Source organism: Aurantibacter aestuarii (assembly GCF_003008425.1).
Classification (GTDB): Bacteria; Bacteroidota; Bacteroidia; order Flavobacteriales; family Flavobacteriaceae; genus Aurantibacter; species Aurantibacter aestuarii.
Genome location: NZ_PXOQ01000007.1, coordinates 709,651 through 728,145, shown reverse-complemented (window position 1 = coordinate 728,145; position 18,495 = coordinate 709,651). Strand labels below are relative to the sequence as shown.

Annotated in this window: 12 protein-coding genes; 8 read left to right on the top strand and 4 right to left on the bottom strand. The window is 31.9% G+C overall.

What is annotated here, in order from left to right; all coding sequences use genetic code 11:
• The first annotated feature begins 19 nt into the window (after positions 1-19).
• From bioA to C7H52_RS04505, 5 genes are all read left to right on the top strand, one after another.
• Positions 20-1,285 carry an adenosylmethionine--8-amino-7-oxononanoate transaminase gene (gene bioA, locus C7H52_RS04525; protein WP_106462693.1) on the top strand — a complete coding sequence of 422 codons (1,266 nt, stop codon included), beginning with the start codon at positions 20-22 and terminating at the stop codon, positions 1,283-1,285.
• Positions 1,286-1,361: 76 nt separating this feature from the next.
• On the top strand, positions 1,362-2,504 hold the full coding sequence (locus tag C7H52_RS04520) for a beta-ketoacyl synthase N-terminal-like domain-containing protein (protein ID WP_106462692.1): 1,143 nt from the start codon (positions 1,362-1,364) through the stop codon (positions 2,502-2,504).
• A 91-nt stretch (positions 2,505-2,595) separates the two neighbouring features.
• On the top strand, positions 2,596-3,690 hold the full coding sequence (gene bioB / locus C7H52_RS04515) for a biotin synthase BioB (RefSeq protein ID WP_106462691.1): 1,095 nt from the start codon (positions 2,596-2,598) through the stop codon (positions 3,688-3,690).
• 102 nt (positions 3,691-3,792) lie between these two features.
• On the top strand, positions 3,793-4,641 hold the full coding sequence (locus tag C7H52_RS04510; RefSeq protein ID WP_106462690.1) for a cupin-like domain-containing protein: 849 nt from the start codon (positions 3,793-3,795) through the stop codon (positions 4,639-4,641).
• Between the two features lie 6 nt (positions 4,642-4,647).
• Positions 4,648-5,136 carry a DUF6646 family protein gene (locus C7H52_RS04505; protein ID WP_106462689.1) on the top strand — a complete coding sequence of 163 codons (489 nt, stop codon included), beginning with the start codon at positions 4,648-4,650 and terminating at the stop codon, positions 5,134-5,136.
• A 54-nt stretch (positions 5,137-5,190) separates the two neighbouring features.
• Here C7H52_RS04505 and C7H52_RS04500 read toward each other — a convergent pair whose 3' ends face one another.
• Positions 5,191-5,664 (bottom strand): regulatory protein RecX, encoded by a 474-nt coding sequence (locus C7H52_RS04500; RefSeq protein WP_106462688.1) that lies wholly within the window; start codon positions 5,662-5,664, stop codon positions 5,191-5,193.
• Between the two features lie 133 nt (positions 5,665-5,797).
• Between C7H52_RS04500 and C7H52_RS04495 the strand changes: the two genes are divergently transcribed.
• Positions 5,798-10,390 carry a choice-of-anchor D domain-containing protein gene (locus C7H52_RS04495; RefSeq protein WP_106462687.1) on the top strand — a complete coding sequence of 1,531 codons (4,593 nt, stop codon included), beginning with the start codon at positions 5,798-5,800 and terminating at the stop codon, positions 10,388-10,390.
• Positions 10,391-10,439: 49 nt separating this feature from the next.
• On the opposite strand, the gene C7H52_RS04490 is transcribed toward C7H52_RS04495, so the two are convergent.
• From C7H52_RS04490 to porZ, 3 genes are read right to left on the bottom strand one after another with little or no spacing between them, the layout of a single operon-like run.
• Positions 10,440-12,845, bottom strand: coding sequence for a TonB-dependent receptor plug domain-containing protein (locus tag C7H52_RS04490; RefSeq protein ID WP_106462686.1), 2,406 nt, complete (start codon positions 12,843-12,845; stop codon positions 10,440-10,442).
• A gap of 2 nt (positions 12,846-12,847) precedes the next feature.
• Entirely contained in the window at positions 12,848-13,564 is a 717-nt protein-coding gene (recO, locus tag C7H52_RS04485) for a DNA repair protein RecO (protein WP_106462685.1), read from the bottom strand.
• Positions 13,565-13,566: 2 nt separating this feature from the next.
• Positions 13,567-15,921 carry a type IX secretion system anionic LPS delivery protein PorZ gene (gene porZ, locus C7H52_RS04480; RefSeq protein WP_106462684.1) on the bottom strand — a complete coding sequence of 785 codons (2,355 nt, stop codon included), beginning with the start codon at positions 15,919-15,921 and terminating at the stop codon, positions 13,567-13,569.
• 185 nt (positions 15,922-16,106) lie between these two features.
• On the opposite strand from porZ, the gene C7H52_RS04475 reads away from it, so the two are divergent.
• Positions 16,107-17,420: an MBOAT family O-acyltransferase gene (locus C7H52_RS04475; protein ID WP_245918533.1), complete on the top strand. Its 1,314-nt coding sequence runs from the start codon at positions 16,107-16,109 to the stop codon at positions 17,418-17,420.
• Positions 17,421-17,423: 3 nt separating this feature from the next.
• Positions 17,424-18,467, top strand: coding sequence for an alginate O-acetyltransferase AlgX-related protein (locus tag C7H52_RS04470; protein ID WP_106462682.1), 1,044 nt, complete (start codon positions 17,424-17,426; stop codon positions 18,465-18,467).
• The last annotated feature ends 28 nt before the right edge of the window (positions 18,468-18,495 follow it).

The following is an 18,495-nucleotide window of genomic DNA, read 5'->3' as shown; positions in this document are numbered from 1 at the left end:
AAATACCAAGTTTCAAAAAATGACCTTAAAAGAACGCGATAAAAAACACCTTTGGCATCCATTAACCCAACACAAATTACATCCCGAAGCTATTGCTATTAAAAAAGCAAAAGACTGTGTTTTAATAGATGAAGAAGGTCATGAGTATATAGATGCAATTGCTTCATGGTACACATGCATGTACGGACATTGTAATGACTATATTACAAACCGCGTTTATAAACAAATGCAACAGTTAGATCAAGTTGTTTTTAGCGGTTTTACACACGAGCCTGCAGTAGAATTATCCGAAAAACTTATAGAAATTCTACCCCAAAATCAAGAAAAATTATTTTTTAGTGACAATGGCTCGTCAAGTGTTGAAATTGGAATTAAAATGGCTTTACAATACCATTTTAATAAAGGTGAAACCCGCCAAACCTTAATAGCTTTTGAAGATGGCTTTCATGGTGATACCTTTGGAGCTATGAGTGTCTCTGGGCTTTCTGTTTATAATGGTCCTTTTGAAGAACTTTTGTTAGATGTAAAACGTATTCCTACTCCAAATGGAGAAAATAATGGCGATATTATAGCGCAATTAGAACATATTATAGCCAATAACAAGGTCGCAGGATTTGTTTACGAACCTTTAGTTCAAGGAGCAGCTGCAATGAAAATGCATGACAAAAACGGTTTAGAGCTTATTCTTTCTTTTTGTAAAAAACATCAAATTATTACGGTTGCAGATGAAGTTATGACAGGATTTGGAAAAACCGGAACCTATTTTGCCTCAGACCAATTAGATATTAAGCCCGATATTATGTGCTTAAGCAAAGCCTTAACCGCAGGTCTATTACCTATGGCTATTACAAGCTGTAGTCTGGAAATTTACAATGCGTTTTATAGTGACGATATCGCAAAAGGTTTATTTCATGGCCACACCTACTCTGCAAACCCATTAGCTTGTACCGCCGCAATTGCAGGTATAGAGTTGTTAACTTCTAAAGAAATTCAAAATAATATTTCTACTATAATAGCATATCATAAAGCTTTTGGAGAACGCATTAAAAACCATAACAAAGTAAGTTCTGTAAGACAAACAGGAATTATTTTTGCTTTAGATTTAAATATTAAAATGGAACGTTATGGGAATTTAAGAGATAAATTATTTAAGTTTTTTATGAATCACGGCGTGTTCTTAAGACCATTAGGATCTACCATTTATATTTTAGCTCCATATACCATATCCAAACCTCAACTAGATAAAATTTATAGCACTATTGAAAGTGCTTTAGAAATCATTTAAAAAGAACCAGTTTTGAAGTTCAAAAAACTTAGGAGTTAAATAAGCGAAGCCTTATTTTTGCAGTAAGTTAAAATGTATGTTACAACAATCAATCTCCATAACAGCTATCGCAACAGTTTCTCCTTTAGGAAGTAAACGTAAAGAGATTTTAGAAGCTTATAAAAACACAAATCATTATTTTTCAGTACAAGATAATGATTGGATGGCAACATTACCTGAAGATGTATTAAATGATGTTGAAAGTCTTAAATTAGAAAACTCCAAATATAAGTACTTAGATAATTCAGTACTATTTTCAATACTAAGTTCTAGAAATGCTATAAAAGAAGCGAGCTGGAATACAAATGCACATTTTGGAGTTAATATTGGTTCTTCTAGAGGTGCAACTGCTATTTTTGAAATGGAGCATGCGTATTTTTTAAAACATAAAAAGGCACAAACTTTAGCTTCTCCAACCACCACTTTAGGAAATATCTCTTCATGGGTTGCGCACGATTTGCAAACCTCTGGACCAGATATCTCACATTCTATTACCTGCTCTACTGCTTTACATGCCGTATTAAATGGTGTTGTTTGGCTACAATCTGGGAAATGCAACCAGTTTTTAGTTGGTGGTAGCGAAGCCCCACTAACCGCTTTTACCATTGCCCAAATGAAAGCGTTAAAAATTTATGCTAAACTAGAGCAACAAAACTATCCTTGTTTAGCATTAGATTTTGAAAAGACTCAAAATTCTATGATTTTGGGTGAAGCCGCAGGAAGCATGTGTCTAGAATCTGGATTAAAAAAACATCGATTGGCTCAAATTACTGGAGTAGGTTTTGCTACAGAAGTTCTAACCCATCATGTCTCTTTATCTGCAGATGGTGACTGTTTTATAAAATCGATGCAAATGGCATTAAAGGAAGCTGAAATGGAACAAGTGGATATTATTGTAACCCATTCTGCAGGAACCATAAAAGGAGACAAAGCCGAATTAAACGCTATACAAAGCGTTTTTAAAACCACACCTTATTTAACTAATAATAAGTGGAAAATAGGTCATAGTTTGGGAGCTTCCGGACTATTAAGTTTAGAAATGGCTATTTTAATGCTTCAGGAGAATACCGTTTTTCCGGTTCCATATATTCAACAAGAAAAACCCAAAGAAATTCGTTCCATTTTAATTAATGCAGTGGGTTTTGGTGGAAATGCAGTAAGTATAATAATTAAAAAATAAATTTTTCAGCCTTAAAAAAAGGATATTTTGGCTATATTTCAACTTAAAAACAAATGTATATTCCTATTTTTGTTTTAAATAATCAAGCATAATGAGTGAGGTAAGACATAATTGGACTAAAGAAGAAATTCTTGCTATTTATAACAAACCTATGATGGAGTTGTTATATGAAGCTGCAACAATTCACAGACAACAACATGACCCTAATGTGGTTCAGGTTTCTACATTATTATCTATTAAAACAGGTGGTTGTTCTGAAGATTGCGGGTATTGTCCACAAGCTGCAAGATATCATACTGGTGTAGAAGGTAATGATTTAATGACTGTGCAACAGGTTAAAGCACAGGCTTTACGTGCCAAATCTGGAGGAAGTTCTCGGGTTTGTATGGGTGCTGCATGGCGAAATGTAAAAGATGGACCAGAATTTGACCAAGTCTTAGATATGGTTCGTACCATAAATAAACTAGACATGGAGGTATGCTGTACTTTAGGTATGGTTACCGAAAACCAAGCACAGCGTCTGGCTGAAGCTGGTTTGTATGCTTACAACCATAATTTAGATTCTTCTGAAGAGTATTATAAAGAAGTTATTTCTACCAGAGGTTACCAGGACCGTTTGGACACTATCGATAATGTTCGCAAAACGAATGTAACTGTTTGTTCTGGAGGAATTATTGGTATGGGAGAAAATATTGAAGACCGGGCAGGTATGTTAGTCGCACTTTCTACCTTAAATCCACAGCCGGAATCGACCCCAATTAACGCCTTAGTTGCTGTAGAAGGAACGCCATTAGAAGACCAGAAACCAGTTGATATCTGGGATATGATACGTATGGTAGCTACAACACGAATTGTACTTCCTGAAACGCAAGTACGTTTAAGTGCAGGTAGGACTCAAATGAGTCGTGAAGGTCAAGCCATGTGTTTTTTCGCAGGAGCCAATTCCATTTTTGCAGGTGATAAATTATTAACTACGCCTAATCCAGATGTTAATGAAGACATGAAAATGTTCGAAGCGTTAGGTATGATTCCTCAAAAACCATTTACTAAAAAAGTACAACCACAATCGGTTGAAGCTTCAGAATCAAAATTTCAAGCTTTAGGTGAAAAACCTAAATGGACACGTCCCGATCATAAAATTGAACGTAACGAAGAAGCAAAGCAAAAAGCCAAAATGCTTAAGTAGAATAGTAACATAATTACTAAAAAGCAGTTTTTAATTTTATACTAAGATTAACAACTGCTTTTTGTGTTTTTACTACTTTTGTAAGCTAAACATTTTATTCATTTGAGTTTAAATCTTCAACATATCCCAAGGGTAAAACATATTACCAAAGCGGATTTTTTAGAACACTACTTTAAGCCTCAGAAACCTGTGGTTATAGAGCGTTTTATTGATGATTGGCCAGCATATTCCAAATGGAATCTAGATTATATGAAAACGGTTGCAGGAGACAAAACTGTACCATTGTATGATGATAGACCTGTGGATTATAAAGATGGATTTAATCAGCCTCATGCTAAAATGAAAATGAGAGATTATGTAGATTTATTAAAAAGTGAACCTACAAAATTTAGAATTTTTCTTTGGAACATTTTAAAGGAAGTACCTCAACTTCAAAAAGATTATACATTTCCTGATTTTGGATTACGATTAATGAAAGGCTTACCAATGTTATTTTTTGGCGGAAAAGACTCTTACACTTTTATGCATTATGATATTGACTTAGCTAACATTTTTCATTTTCATTTTGATGGAAAAAAAGAAATAATTCTATTCGACCAAAATCAGAATAAACATTTATACAAGGTACCTTATGCTTTAATTACCAGAGAAGATATTGATTTTTCTAATCCAGATTTTAATAAGTGGCCTAATTTAAAACACGCAAAAGGCTGGAAAACAGAGCTTAATCATGGAGAAGTTCTTTATATGCCTGAAGGATACTGGCATTATATGAAGTATATTACCCCTGGATTTTCTATGAGTTTACGCGCAATTGCAAGACACCCAAAAAATTTAAGCAAAGCAGTTTACAATGTCTTTATAATGCGTAATATTGATAATGTAATGAGACGCCTAAAAGGTCAAAAATGGATAGATTGGAAAAACAAAAAGGCATTAACTAACAATTAATTAATTATGAAAAAATTATTATTTATAGCACTTCTGCTAAGCACTTACTTATCGAATGCACAAGCTTTTAGTGGTAAAGGCGATAAAAAACTTCAAATTGGAGGAAACTTTCAAGAATTTGCTTCTGGAATAAATGCTAGTTTTGACTATGGTCTAGCCGATAACATTTCTGTTGGTGTTTCAACCTCATATGCACTAAATACAAATGAACGTTTGGATGCAGATTTTATTGATCGATACGATATAAAGGCCAGAATAAATGCTAATCTAGGAAATGTTATAAATATCAGTGAAAACTTTGATGTGTATCCTGGATTAAGTTTAAGCACAAAAAACTTTGGTGGTCATCTTGGGGTAAGATATTTCTTTACTGATGGTTTCGGTCTTTACTCGGAATTTAATACTACTCTGGCAAAATACGATAATGATATTTCTGCTCCAGAAGCATTACATAATCAATTCACTATTAACATTGGCGCAGCATTTAACCTATAAATATAAGTTATTAAATATGACTAATGCTTTTATATGCACTGGTCATATTTAATGCTAAGGTATAAGTTCTTTAACCTTGTTGTAAACCATTGACGAATCCCAACCTCGATAAAGCAGATAGTCTGCCAATTTTTTTCTTTTTTTATATTTATTAGTCTCAGTAATGGCTTCTAATCGCTTTAAAGCCAAAAGGTCGAACGTCTCAAAATAATCATTTTCTGAAATTTGAGCGAGTCCTTTTTTAATATTATAGGCTGAAATTTGACGCAACTTAAGCTCGTTTTCTATACGTCTTTTTCCCCATTTCTTAACTCTAAATTTTCCACGAGCAAAAGTTTCTGCAAAACGTGTTTCATTTAAAAAATTATGATCTAATAAATGAACTAAAATGACATCTATGGCTTGAGGAATCATCTGTAACTCTCTTAATTTAGACACTACCTCCTTATGACAGCGCTCTTGGTAAGCACAATAATGCTCCAATTTGCGCTTAGCTTCTTCAATTGTATAAGATGTTTTTATAATCATAGAATTCCAAAATTAATCTTTTTTTAGTGAATTTTGTTAATAACTATTTCAATTTTAAGACATTACTTAACCTTATCGTAATATTGAACAATAAGTATTTCATATATTTGTAGGCTTATTTTTTTTAAAGACTATGAAATTTAAATTATTATTTATTCTTGTAATTAGTTTTATATCAATTGGTAATAGCCAAATATTGACATTCGACTTTAATGGGTTAACTGGAAATGAAGTTAGTGCAACATCTAACTTTAATGATCCAAATTTAACAAACTCTACTATTACAAGGGGTACAGGATTAACAGGAAGTAACAATGGTGATAGGTTTAATGCAAATAATTGGGGAAGTGTTTCAATTAATAATGCAGTCACTAATAATAAATATATGGAGTTTACTGTTACTCCAAATACAGGTTATGCTTTTAATGCATCAACTATAGATATTAATTTTCAAAGATCTGGTACTGGACCAAGAGGTATTGCTTTAAGAAGTTCTGCGGATGGATTTTCTACAAATATAGATGGCGAAAAAACCATAATTGATAATACAAGTGTTCAAACATTTACTTTTAATATAAATTTAAATAATAATTCTTCGCCAATAACATTTAGGTTTTATGCTTGGGCAGAAGCAGGTACTGGAACTGGTGGTTTTGAAGGTCCAGGAAATGATATAATTGTTAATGGCTCGGTATATCTAAACACACCACAACCAGAAATTAATATTACTGGAAATGCTATAGATATTGCTAATAACGATAATACACCACAGACAGGAGATTTTACAGATTTTGGTGATGTAGATGTGACTTCGGGTACACAAGCAAATGCTTTTGTCATACAAAACACAGGCACTGCTCCATTAGTGCTTTCTGGTGCTCCTATTGTTTCTATTACTGGGGCAAATGCGGCCGATTTTACAGTAACTTCAAATGCTACAACTCCAGTAATAAGTGGAAGTAATACGTCTTTCACAATAACTTTTAACCCAAGCGCAGTAGGTTTAAGAACGGCTATAATTAGTATTGCTAATAACGATACAGATGAAAACCCTTATACATTTAGCATACAAGGAAATGGAACAACCCCATGTGTTGCCCCTATCAATCAGCCAACAAATCTAGTTTTTAGCGGCATAACAAATTCCAGCATTTCTGGTAGTTTTACTGCCAACACTTCAGATGGCTATTTAGTCGTACAAAGTACATCACCAACATTGAGTGCCACACCTGTAAATGGAACAAACTATAATCCTGGTGATGCTTTAGGTGGAGGAACCGTAATTCAATCTGATACAAGTACAAGCTTTAATGCAACAGGATTAAATAATTCAACTACCTATTACTATTTTATTTTTAGCTATAATACTACAAATTGCATTGGAGGACCTGCGTATAATACTACAACTCCACTTGTTGGAAATGAAACAACTTTAGATGGGCCTTGTGTTGACGAAGATTTTACAACAAATAGCCCAGCACCAACAAATTGGATAGCCTCTGACGTTTCTAGAAGCGTTTCAGCAACAGATTATAATTCAGCACCTGCCGCTATGGCTTTTGATGCTTTTAATGGCTTTTTAACCACAGATTTGATTAGTCAACCATCAAGTCTAAGTTTCTTTTTAGGTAGATCTGGAAACACATCAGCCAAGACTTTAAATATTAACGTGTCTACAACTAGTCAAACTGGACCATTTACAACCATACAAATATTTAATCATTCAAACGTTCCTTCTGGCTCTTACAATCAGTATACAGTAGATTTATCGGCTTATTCGAGTGAATCTAATGTTTGGATTCAATTTGAAAAAGTTTCAGGAACGACATCACCTTGGAGGTTAGATGATGTAGAAGTATATTGTGATAATAGTTGTACGCCAACACATAGCATTACATCTTTTACTCCAACCACAGGACCAGTTGGCACAGAAGTTACTATAAATGGTTCTGGTTTTACAGCTGGATCTACAGTTTCAGTTAATGGCGTATTAGCTACAATTTTAAGCCAAACCACTACTGAGTTAATTATAGAAATTCCAAGTGGAGCAACTACTGGTTCTATAACTGTAAATGAAAATGGTTGCGATTTAGATAGTACAACCATGTTTACTCTAATTTCCGAAAGTGGCTCTTGTTCAATTTCATCCTTTACAGATCTTATTATATCTGAAGTGTATGATACCGATGGTGGAAATGGATGGTATATGGAGTTGTATAACCCTACCAGTAGCGCTATAGACTTAGATGCTCCAGGAACAGATTTTGAAATTGAACGTTATGGAGACATAGGCAATGCAGCACCAGACAGAACTATTGATCTTGTCGGCATCGTTCCACCTAATAGCACATATCTAATGGAAGTTGGTAGCTCAGGTCAGGGAAACTGTCCTGGTCTAAGTACAGATTATGATGATTTTGGAGCTGGTATAAACGAAAATGATGAAATTAGATTAACTAAAAATGGCAACCCATACGATGTGGTGTATTGTCCAAATGAAATTGGTTATTCTATTTCTAGAATTAATAGTGCTACCGGACCGTCTGCAACGTATGATGGAGCAGATTGGAATTTAAACTTAAATGAAACTTGTTCCGATTTGGGGGCTTACAATGCGGTAAACTCAACATTCCCAACTGTTACTACTCAACCTTCAGATATAGGTTCTTGTTCATCTGTGGCAGATTTTCAAATTTCAGCAACTGCAGGAAATTCTGGGTCTTTAACTTATCAATGGTATTTCAATAATGGTACTGCTGCAGACTGGACTGTAGTAAATAGCGCAAACCTACCATTGGTAACCGTTAGTGGAGAAACAACAGATAATCTGCAATTAAGCGGCGCTGTATCTTCTTATTCAGGGTATCAGTTTTATTGTTTAGTCACCGAAAATGGTTCTTGTTCAACCGTATCTGACGCAGCACATTTAAGAAGCGACAGTACTGTTTGGAATGGAACAACCTGGAGCAATAGTATACCAACTAACACCATACTTGCTGTTTTAGACGCTAATTATGACACTAGCATAGACGGTAACATTGTTGCTTGTAGTTTGGTTATAAATACCTCCAACACACTAACCGTTGGAGATTTATCCTTTATACAAATTACTAATGACATTGTTAATAACGGAACTGTTTTGGTTACAGATAAAGGTAGTGTGGTTCAAATAAATGATAATGCACAATATGTTGAAAACGGCACAACAACTGTAAGTAAATTTACAGCTCCAATAAATGACTGGTACGAATATACGTACTGGAGTTCTCCAGTAGAAAATGAAACCTTTGGAGGTGCTTTAAGTCAAGCAAATGGTAACAGACGTTTTTCATTTATTGCTGCAAACTTTGTAGATAGTTTTTATGAGAATAATAACGATAATACTCAAACTTTTGGCCCTGCTGTAGATGGCGTAGATGATAATAATGATGTATGGTTCTTACAAAGTGCTGGAGACATCATGATTCCTGGTGCTGGATACATTGCATCACATTCTACTGCTGCAATGGTAGGTGGACAAAGCGAATACCTTTATAATTTTAATGGCCCATTAAATAATGGTGTTATAAATGCAAACATAGCCAGAAATGATAGCGAATTAAATGATAATAACTGGAATTTAATCGGTAACCCTTATGCATCTGCAATAGATATAAATGCTTTTTTTAATGAGAATCTAGAAAGCATGTCTGTTAACGGGAAGTTAGAAGGTGAAATATATTTCTGGACGCATAGCACTCCACCATCGGCAACTACAAATGGAAATGAAATTTACAACTTTAATGTCTCAGATTATGCTATTGTAAATGGTTCTGGAGGTGTCGCAGGTGGCGATTTAAATAATGACGGAACGGTAGACGCATTAGATATTCCTAATTCATTTATTCCTTCTTGTCAGAGTTTTTTCATTCGATATTCAGACAATCCTGCAAGTACAACTGGTACAGCCATCTTTAACAATAGTATGAGAGTTACGGGAGATAATGACCAGTTTTTTAGAACAGCTTCCAATACTGTTCCTAATAAATTATGGTTAAACTTATCTAGTGATTTTGGAGTGTACAATCAGGTTTTAGTAAGTTATATAGATGGAGCATCAGCTCAATATGACGGTTCTTTTTATGATTCTAAAAAAATCAATTTATATAAGTCTAGCATCGGTTTATACTCTACTCCTATTGGAGACGAATCTCAAAAATATCAAATACAAGGTAAGCACACCAACGATTTAAATTTAGATGAAGTAATTCCATTAGGGTTTAAAAATGGAATTAATGCGCCAACTACTTTTACATTTTCACTAGATAAAATTGATGGTGACTTTTTAAACAACAATGCGATTTATCTTAAAGATAAAGATTTAGGAACTTATACCGATTTAAAACAAACCAACTATACTTTTACATCTAATGTAGGTGAATTTTCTAATCGATTTGAAATTGTTTTTAAAACAGAAAGTTTGTCTACAACAGATTTTACAAATAATGAAGGTACATTTGTAATGTACGAAACTAATGAAAGTACATTTGTTTTTAAAACAAATACAACATCTAAAATTAAATCTATTTCAATTTATAATACTATAGGTCAAGTTGTGTTTTCAAATGCAGCGATTAATAATTCTAGCTTTGAAATGGATAGTTCTAAATTTAGTAAAGCGATGTATATAGCTAAAATAGAATTAGATAACAATCAAACTATAGTTAAGAAAGCCATTAAAAAATAGATTTAAATAAAGCTATTAGGAAAGCACTTTATTTTTTAAAGTGCTTTTTTTATAAAGTATATTTTAAAGCCACAATTAAATTTCTACCTGGCGCTGCTATACCAGAAGAATAAGTTTTATAACGCTGGTCTGTAATATTTTCTAGACTGGCCGATAATATGGTATTAGGGTTTAATTGGTATTGAGTTGCCAAGTTAAACGTGTACCAAGAAGGAGAAAAAGGATTGCCGTTACTATCTAAAGCGTAGATATAATCTTTTTCCTGCTCGGATGGCGCTAGTTGGTTATTAGATAATTCTCCATTAAAATTAACAAAAGCATCTAAGGTAAGTTTACTGTTTTTCCATATCAAATGAGAGTTTCCAAAATTTGGAGAGACATGTCGTGCTGGAACGGTTTCAGTTTCATAAATTTCTTTTCCACCAATCACATTATATTGTGTTTTAGAAGAAAAATGCTCTGTAAGTTGAAATTTTGCTCCTAGCTCCACACCATAAATTTTAGCCTGACTGGCATTTTGAATGGATTGCACCTCACTCAATTCGCCATCATAAATAATTTCATCTGCACCATTAAGAGTAGTTGCTCGTCTTACCAAAGCATCATCTAAATAAGTATAAAAGGTATTGATATCTAATATTGCTTTTTTATTAAAATTTAAAGTCAAACCTAATTCACCTCCATAAGCATATTCAGGTTTAAGGTCATTATTAGGCACCACAACAGATCCTGGTTCTGAGTCGAATACTTTGCCTATATCATCTATATTTGGTGCTCTAAAAGCAGTAGAAAGGTTAAATTTCCAATTAATTACTTCTGTAGGCAACCATGAAAAGCCTAAAGAACCCGTTAAAGCATCGAAATTTGTATTTGCTTCTGTAAATGGAAGATTTAAAAAGGTGTTATTTTCTTCAAAATTTGACTTTAAAATAATACTGTTATACCGCAGTCCAGATTGAAGGGTAAATGTTTCGATAGGTTTATACTTTAAATTCACATAAGCTGCAGCAGATTGCCATTTAGAACCATTTGGATAACGCGTTACGATAGCTTCTTCTTCCAAAGTTTCAATATTTTTTTGAAAGGCATCCGAACCAACTTTATTATAAACATATTCCAACCCGTAAAATAAATTTAATTTTGAACTGAAAACTTTTTCCAAATCTAAATTAAATGAAAAAGCATCGACTTGTTCTTCTCTAGTACTTAAAATAACATCTTGAAAATCTCTATCATTTCTGCTTTCATTAAATTTTTGATACGCTACATTGGCTTTTAAATTATCGTAAAACGAATTATTAGAATTTCTATAATCGATACCTAAATTAGCCATTAGCCATTTTTGTGGACCATAATACCACTCTGCAGAACGTAAATTATCTCCACGATAACGAATTAACCGGTCATAGCGTGGCACATCGGTTGTTTTGGTATAGAACAAACCCAATGACACATCTAAATTTCTGTTGGGAACAAAAAGAACTTTTTGCATATAGTTAACTTGATCGTAACCTGTATCTTTTTGAATTAAATCATTCTGATTTTGAACAATAAAATCCTCATTTCTAGACGTAATAACAAATTCTGGTCTTAAATATTCCTTTGGACCGTGAGAACCCATACGTAAATCATCAAAAGAAGAAAATGTGAAATTGCTTAAAAAAGCCCATTTTTTTAATCCAATATTTACATTTGCATTAACCGTTTGTTCTTTACTTGCAGTTGCATATCTAACAGTCGCATTACTATTTAAAATTAAACTGTCCTGATAAGATAATTCTGGCTTTTTGGTATTAAAACTCATAACACCACCAATAGCATCACTTCCATAAATTACAGTACCGGCACCTAAAGTTACTTCGGTATCACTAACTGTAAAAGGATCTATGGATATTACATTTTGCAAATTACCACTTCTAAAAATGGCGTTATTCATTCTCACACCATCTACAGTAATTAATAATCTGTTAGTTGAAAACCCTCTAATTATAGGACTTCCACCGCCTAACTGACTTTTTTGAATATATACTTTACCGGTTCGCTCTAAAACATCTGCGCTCGTTTGAGGTTGTGTTAAACCAATCGTTTTTGCGTCTATGCGGGTAATTGTTTTAGGAATGTCATTTTTATTCTCTTGAAATTTTGAGGCAGAAAGGACAATTTCATCTAAATTCTGAAGATTAGAATCTAATAATATAATCCCATTTGTAAGTTCTTGCTTATAAACCAACTGTTCTAAGTATGAAATATGCTTTATAACTAAAAGTTCATTAGTTGAAAATATAGCTAAATCTACAAATCCTAATTTATTAGACACGACGCTTTTAGACATGCTTTCGTTAAATACAGCAACACCAGAAATGGGCTGATTATTTTCTGCATTTAAAATTTGAATGCTTTGCGCAACACTTACATTTATAACTAATAATAAAATGATGCAGAGAACTTGTTTCATATTTAATTAAAAACTTCGTTTAGAATTTGTAAAGATTTTGGTTTTTTAAAGCCTATTAAATGAAGTTCATAATACTTCAACAAAATAATTAAAAAACGCTGACGCTGGTTTGACGACATTTTTATTGCATCTAAAGCATCAAAATTTGTGCCCAAAAGAGTTTTAAAGAGGTTTAAATCTTCGCCTAAAATAAATTGCTCATGCGTTTTATTAAAATCGAACGCGCCTTCTACTAAATTGAAATAAGATAAATCCATGTGTGTAGTATCTGGATAAAATCCTAAATATTTTGTGAGTTTAAGCAGAAAAAGCAAATGAAAGTTGGAGTAGTCTTGGCTTATGTCTAGCCAATTTAATGCGGCTTCTATATAGCTAAAAAGAGCTTCATTTTGTTCTTCTTCTTTTAGAGCATTTGCTAAAACATCTGAAATAAACATTGCTATAGCACTCTTGTAAACATTTTGATGTATGGAACTATAAAGTGTATGATTTTTTAAATCTTTTACGTACTGTAAACTTCTATTAGCCTTAAAATCTGTTTCAATATCTAATTGTGTTAGAAGTTGAAAAAAAGCAATTCTCTTATTTTTTTTAGATTTTAAAACGCCTTTTAAAATATAACTTACAATTCCTTTTTGCTGGGTAAAACATTTAACGATAAGGTCATTATCGTTATACTTAATTTTTGATAAGACAATTGCGTTTAAGGAAAGAATCATAATTATTGTCTAATAAGCATCACCTTTAAAACTTTGGTTTCAAAAGTATCTAGATCGTTTAATAAAATAACATAAACTCCAGATGCTACTACTTTATTGGAAAGATTTCTACCATTCCATAATGCTGTTCCGCCATCAATTTCCAAATTAAACCCTTTAAACTTACCATTTGATCGGGTCTCTGCTTCAGTGACCAAATTACCTTCTATATCAGTAATTTTTACATTAACATTTTTAGAAAGACCGGTGATTTTGATTTTATCTTGTTCCATATTAAATCCTGGTCTAACAGGATTTGGATAAACATATGCATTTTCTAAATTGTCTTGAGGTACCGAGGAAGTACCCTTAAAAGAAACCATTCCTTTATCGGTTGCAAAAAAAACTTCTCCAGTAGTTTCATTTATTTTAATATCTAATATATCATTACTTGGTAGCGGTGAATTGTCCTTTGTAAAACGATAAATGGTTCTTTGCCCGTCTGCAGTAATATAAAAAACTCCATTGTCTAAAGTTCCAATCCATTTATTATTAGTTCCATCTACCTCGATATCATTTATATACTGAAAGAAAAACAATTCACTTGCAATACCATCTTCTAAAAAGATAATGCTTTCAACTTCTGGATTTCCATTTGCAAAACCACTTGGGTCGTATATAATTCTTAAGCCTTCTTTGGTTCCTACCCACACTTGGTTACTTCTATCTACTCTTAAAGCACGAACATCATTAGATGGCATGTTATTTTCATCATTTACAATATTATTTAATTCTCCGTTAGAAACATTATAGCTAATTACACCAAAGTTAGAAGTTGCCATAAATACATTCCCATCGGCATCAAAATCCACATCCGCAAATCCCAGATTTACCGTAGGATTGGTTATAATTTGTGACAAGTCTATGCCTTGCCAAGCACCGTCTGCAAATCTATTTAATGCATTATTGACTCTTCCATTTGTGACCCATAAAGCGTTATTTTCATCATAGTTTGCAGTCATTAATAAGTAAAAAACATCTACAAACCTATCTAAACTACTATTGTTTTCATCATATAGATTTAATAAATTATCATTTTCTAGCTCAATAAGACCTGGCGTCCAATAGGTACTTAAATATGCTTTATTTGAATTAAATTTATTAATTATAACATGATTGATATAATAGGGGCTTGGCACAATCTGACTAATAGTGTCATAAGGTATATTTTGCCATTCATTATTTTTAAATCTACTAATTCCTGATTTTTCAATACCACCACTAAACCCATAATTTGCAGCAAAACTTCCATGTACAGCCCAAATTTGATTAGCACTTAAATCTATTTGAAAAATTCGGTTTAATAATGGACTACTTGGATGGAGCTCTTCAAATTCGGCATCTGAAAAATTCGTTTTTAAAACGCCAAAGCCTTCTTTTCCTAAGTTTAAAATTCCTTTTGTCCCTATATAAATGTCTGTGTCGTTAAAAATTGTTCTACTAAAATTAGTGTTGTTATAACTACTAGAAGGTATAGATATTATAGGCTGATACGTTTCAGTATAGATATTAGAAACATCTATAGTGGTAACTGCTAGCTGATTATTTATAGTGTACAAATCCAAAATTGGGTTAGAAAAAAATTCTCTTTCAAAAACATTTAATCCTATTACCTCAAAAACTCTTTGGTTGTTTGCTGCTGCATATAAACGTGCACCTACAGAAGCTATGCCTTCCCAAATCCCATTAGATAAAGTTTGCCATTCTTGAAAATCTATTAAATTAGGATTAGAAGTCAATGCTCTACGAATTCCGGAGTCTGTAGCTGCATAAAAAAAACCATCAAAAACAGCTATTTCATTTATAGATAACTGTGTACCATTATCTCCTATAAAAAAAGTATCTCCAAACTCTAACTGGTTTATATTATATTCTGAAATACCAAAATCTGCAGAAATATATACAGTATTGTTAAATAATATAAAATCATTAATTCGTTTTTTATCTGGAAGAATGGTTTGTTTATCTAAAATATCTACAACATTTAAGACATCCTTTGTGTTTTCATTTAGAACTTGTATAAGCCCGTTTTCAAAACCAATAACAAGTAAATTAGAATTTTCAATATAAATTAAAGCACTTATAGTATCTCCAGACAATCCTTGTACGGAACTAATTGTTGTTAGTTCAAATGTTTGCTTGTCGTAAGTAAAAATAGCATTCTCCGCAGCTGCATAAATTTTATTTTCAGATTGTGTAAGTACCGAAATATCCAAGTAGGAGAAATACTGGTTCCAAGTTTTAGAAAAATCTTGTGCACAAATTGAAAAACAATTTAAACACAAAAAAATAATTAAAAAAGGTTTATAAAATTTCATGAAGTTTATAAAAACTGAAGTTAAAGCTAAATAACCAAAAATAGTATAAATTATTGTACTTTTGATTGTATTTTCAACATTGTTAGATGCTTTTTAGTAGTCCGTTTTTCCTCTATCTGTTTTTGCCAGCTACTCTATTTTGCTATTTTTTATCTCCTTCTAAGTTTAAAAACAGTATTCTATTGTTGGCTAGTTTATTTTTTTATACATGGGGAGAAAGACACCTTGTATTACTTATTATTGCTTCAGGTTTAATAGATTTTTGCTGTGGATTGGTTATAGAACGTTATCATAAAAAATTAGGTTTAACGATATCTATTGCTTTTAACTTAAGTTTACTTATGTATTTTAAATATGCCGGTTTTGTATCGGAAATTTTTAACTCGATTAATCTCATTTCTAACGAAAATAACAGAATCTTTAATAGTATTATTCTTCCCTTAGGTATAAGTTTTTACACTTTCCAGACTATGTCTTACAGTATCGACGTCTATCGTGGTAAAATAAAAGCAACTAAAAGTCTAATAAATTTTCTAACCTATGTTTCTCTATTTCCGCAATTAATTGCCGGTCCTATTGTAAGATATGCCCAAGTGGAAAAAGAAATCTCAAGTCGTAAAGTTACAGTAGATTTGTTTTATTCTGGTATCCTAAGATTTGTTTATGGCTTGGCAAAAAAACTAATAGTTGCCAATCAATGTGCTTTTTTAGCCGATGGTATTTTTGCGCTCCATAATGATGAAAAATCTATGCTTTTAGCTTGGATTGGTTTAATTGCATATGGTTTTCAGATCTTTTTTGACTTCTCAGGATATTCAGATATGGCGATAGGTTTAGGCAAAATGTTTGGATTTAATTTTCCAGAAAACTTTAATTACCCCTATATTTCTAAATCGGTAAAAGAATTTTGGAGACGTTGGCACATTACACTATCTGAATGGTTTAAGGATTATTTATATATTTCTTTAGGTGGGAATAGGATAAGTGTTAACAGAACATACCTTAACTTACTGTTTGTCTTTTTTATTACTGGTTTATGGCATGGTGCCAATTGGACATTCATTATTTGGGGATTATTTCATGGTTTTTTTATTTTAATGGAAAAGAGGTTTGAAAAATCTTTTTTTGATAAATTACCAAACTGGTTTTTACATGTTTACTTGATGTTTATTATTACTTTTTCTTGGGCTATATTTAGAAGTAATACAATAACAGATGCCTGGCAATACATTAAACAACTTTTTAATTTTTCGGTAGAAACCAATTTTAATTATCTTTATTTCTATATGACCAAAGAAGTCATTTTTGCAATGCTAATTGCATTTTTATTATCTACTCCAAAATTTCAGATTTATATAAAAAAAATATTAAAATCTTTTCATATACAGGGTCCAACACTTAAATATCTAAAAGTCTTTTACGTTTTAGGACTGTTTTTTATTTGTCAATATTACATTGCTTCAGGGTCTTATAATCCGTTTATTTATTTTAGATTTTAAAATATGAAGACTCCTAAATACATTCTTATTGTACTTTTTTTGGGAATACTTATTCTCCCCAATCTAATGATGCTTTTTAGTAGGAAAAACTCTTTTCAACCAAGTTCAATTCATCCAAAAGTTTTAGTTTCAGAATTTAAATCTTACTATGCGGAACACTATGGTTCAAAAGAAACTTTGCTAACCAATTACATAGCTTTTAAAAAAAACACTTTAAAAGAAAATGCTTTACCAAATCGAATTATAAAAGGTAAAAATGATTGGTGGTTTTTAGGTAATCATTATAATAACAGTTTAAATGATGCTTTTGGAGTTGAAAGATTTTCAGAAAATGATTTGTATAACATATCCAAATACTTAGAAAGCTGGGATACATATCTTAAAACAAAAGATATTGTTTTTTATATACTTATTGTTCCAGATAAAAACAAAATTTATAAGGAGCACTTACCTTTTAAAATGACTACTAAATTCCCTAGGGTAAATCAATTAGAATCATATTTAAAGGACAAAGATTTAAATTTTATAAATCTAACCTCTACAATTTTAAAGGCAAAACAAACTAATCAAGTTTATTTAAAAAATGACACGCATTGGAGTAGTTTAGGTGCTTTTTCAGGTTATAAACGTTTGTTAGAAAACATTCAGCATAAATTTAATATCAAACCAGAACTTCTAGAAAATTACAGTATTGTAAATGAAGAGTCTTACCAAGGTGATATTCCAAGACTGGTTTATGAAGAGGACCCTATAATAAAACCGTACTTAGATAAAAGTATTTATAACTTCAAACAAATATTTGACTATGAATACGAAAGGCATTATTTTAATGAAAGTAGAGAAACAGATATTTTGTTATTTCATGATTCATTTATGCTGGCTATGATACCTTTTATGAATGAAACTTTTAAAAACACACGATTTCTTAAATCCATTCAATTAGATCGTGCTAAAATTGAAGCATACCAACCAGATATTGTTGTTTTAGAACTCGTAGAACGAAATCTTAGCGAGTTAATTTCATTAAAAAAGCCTTTAGAAAACTAATACTAAAGGCTTTTTATTAAACTATAAA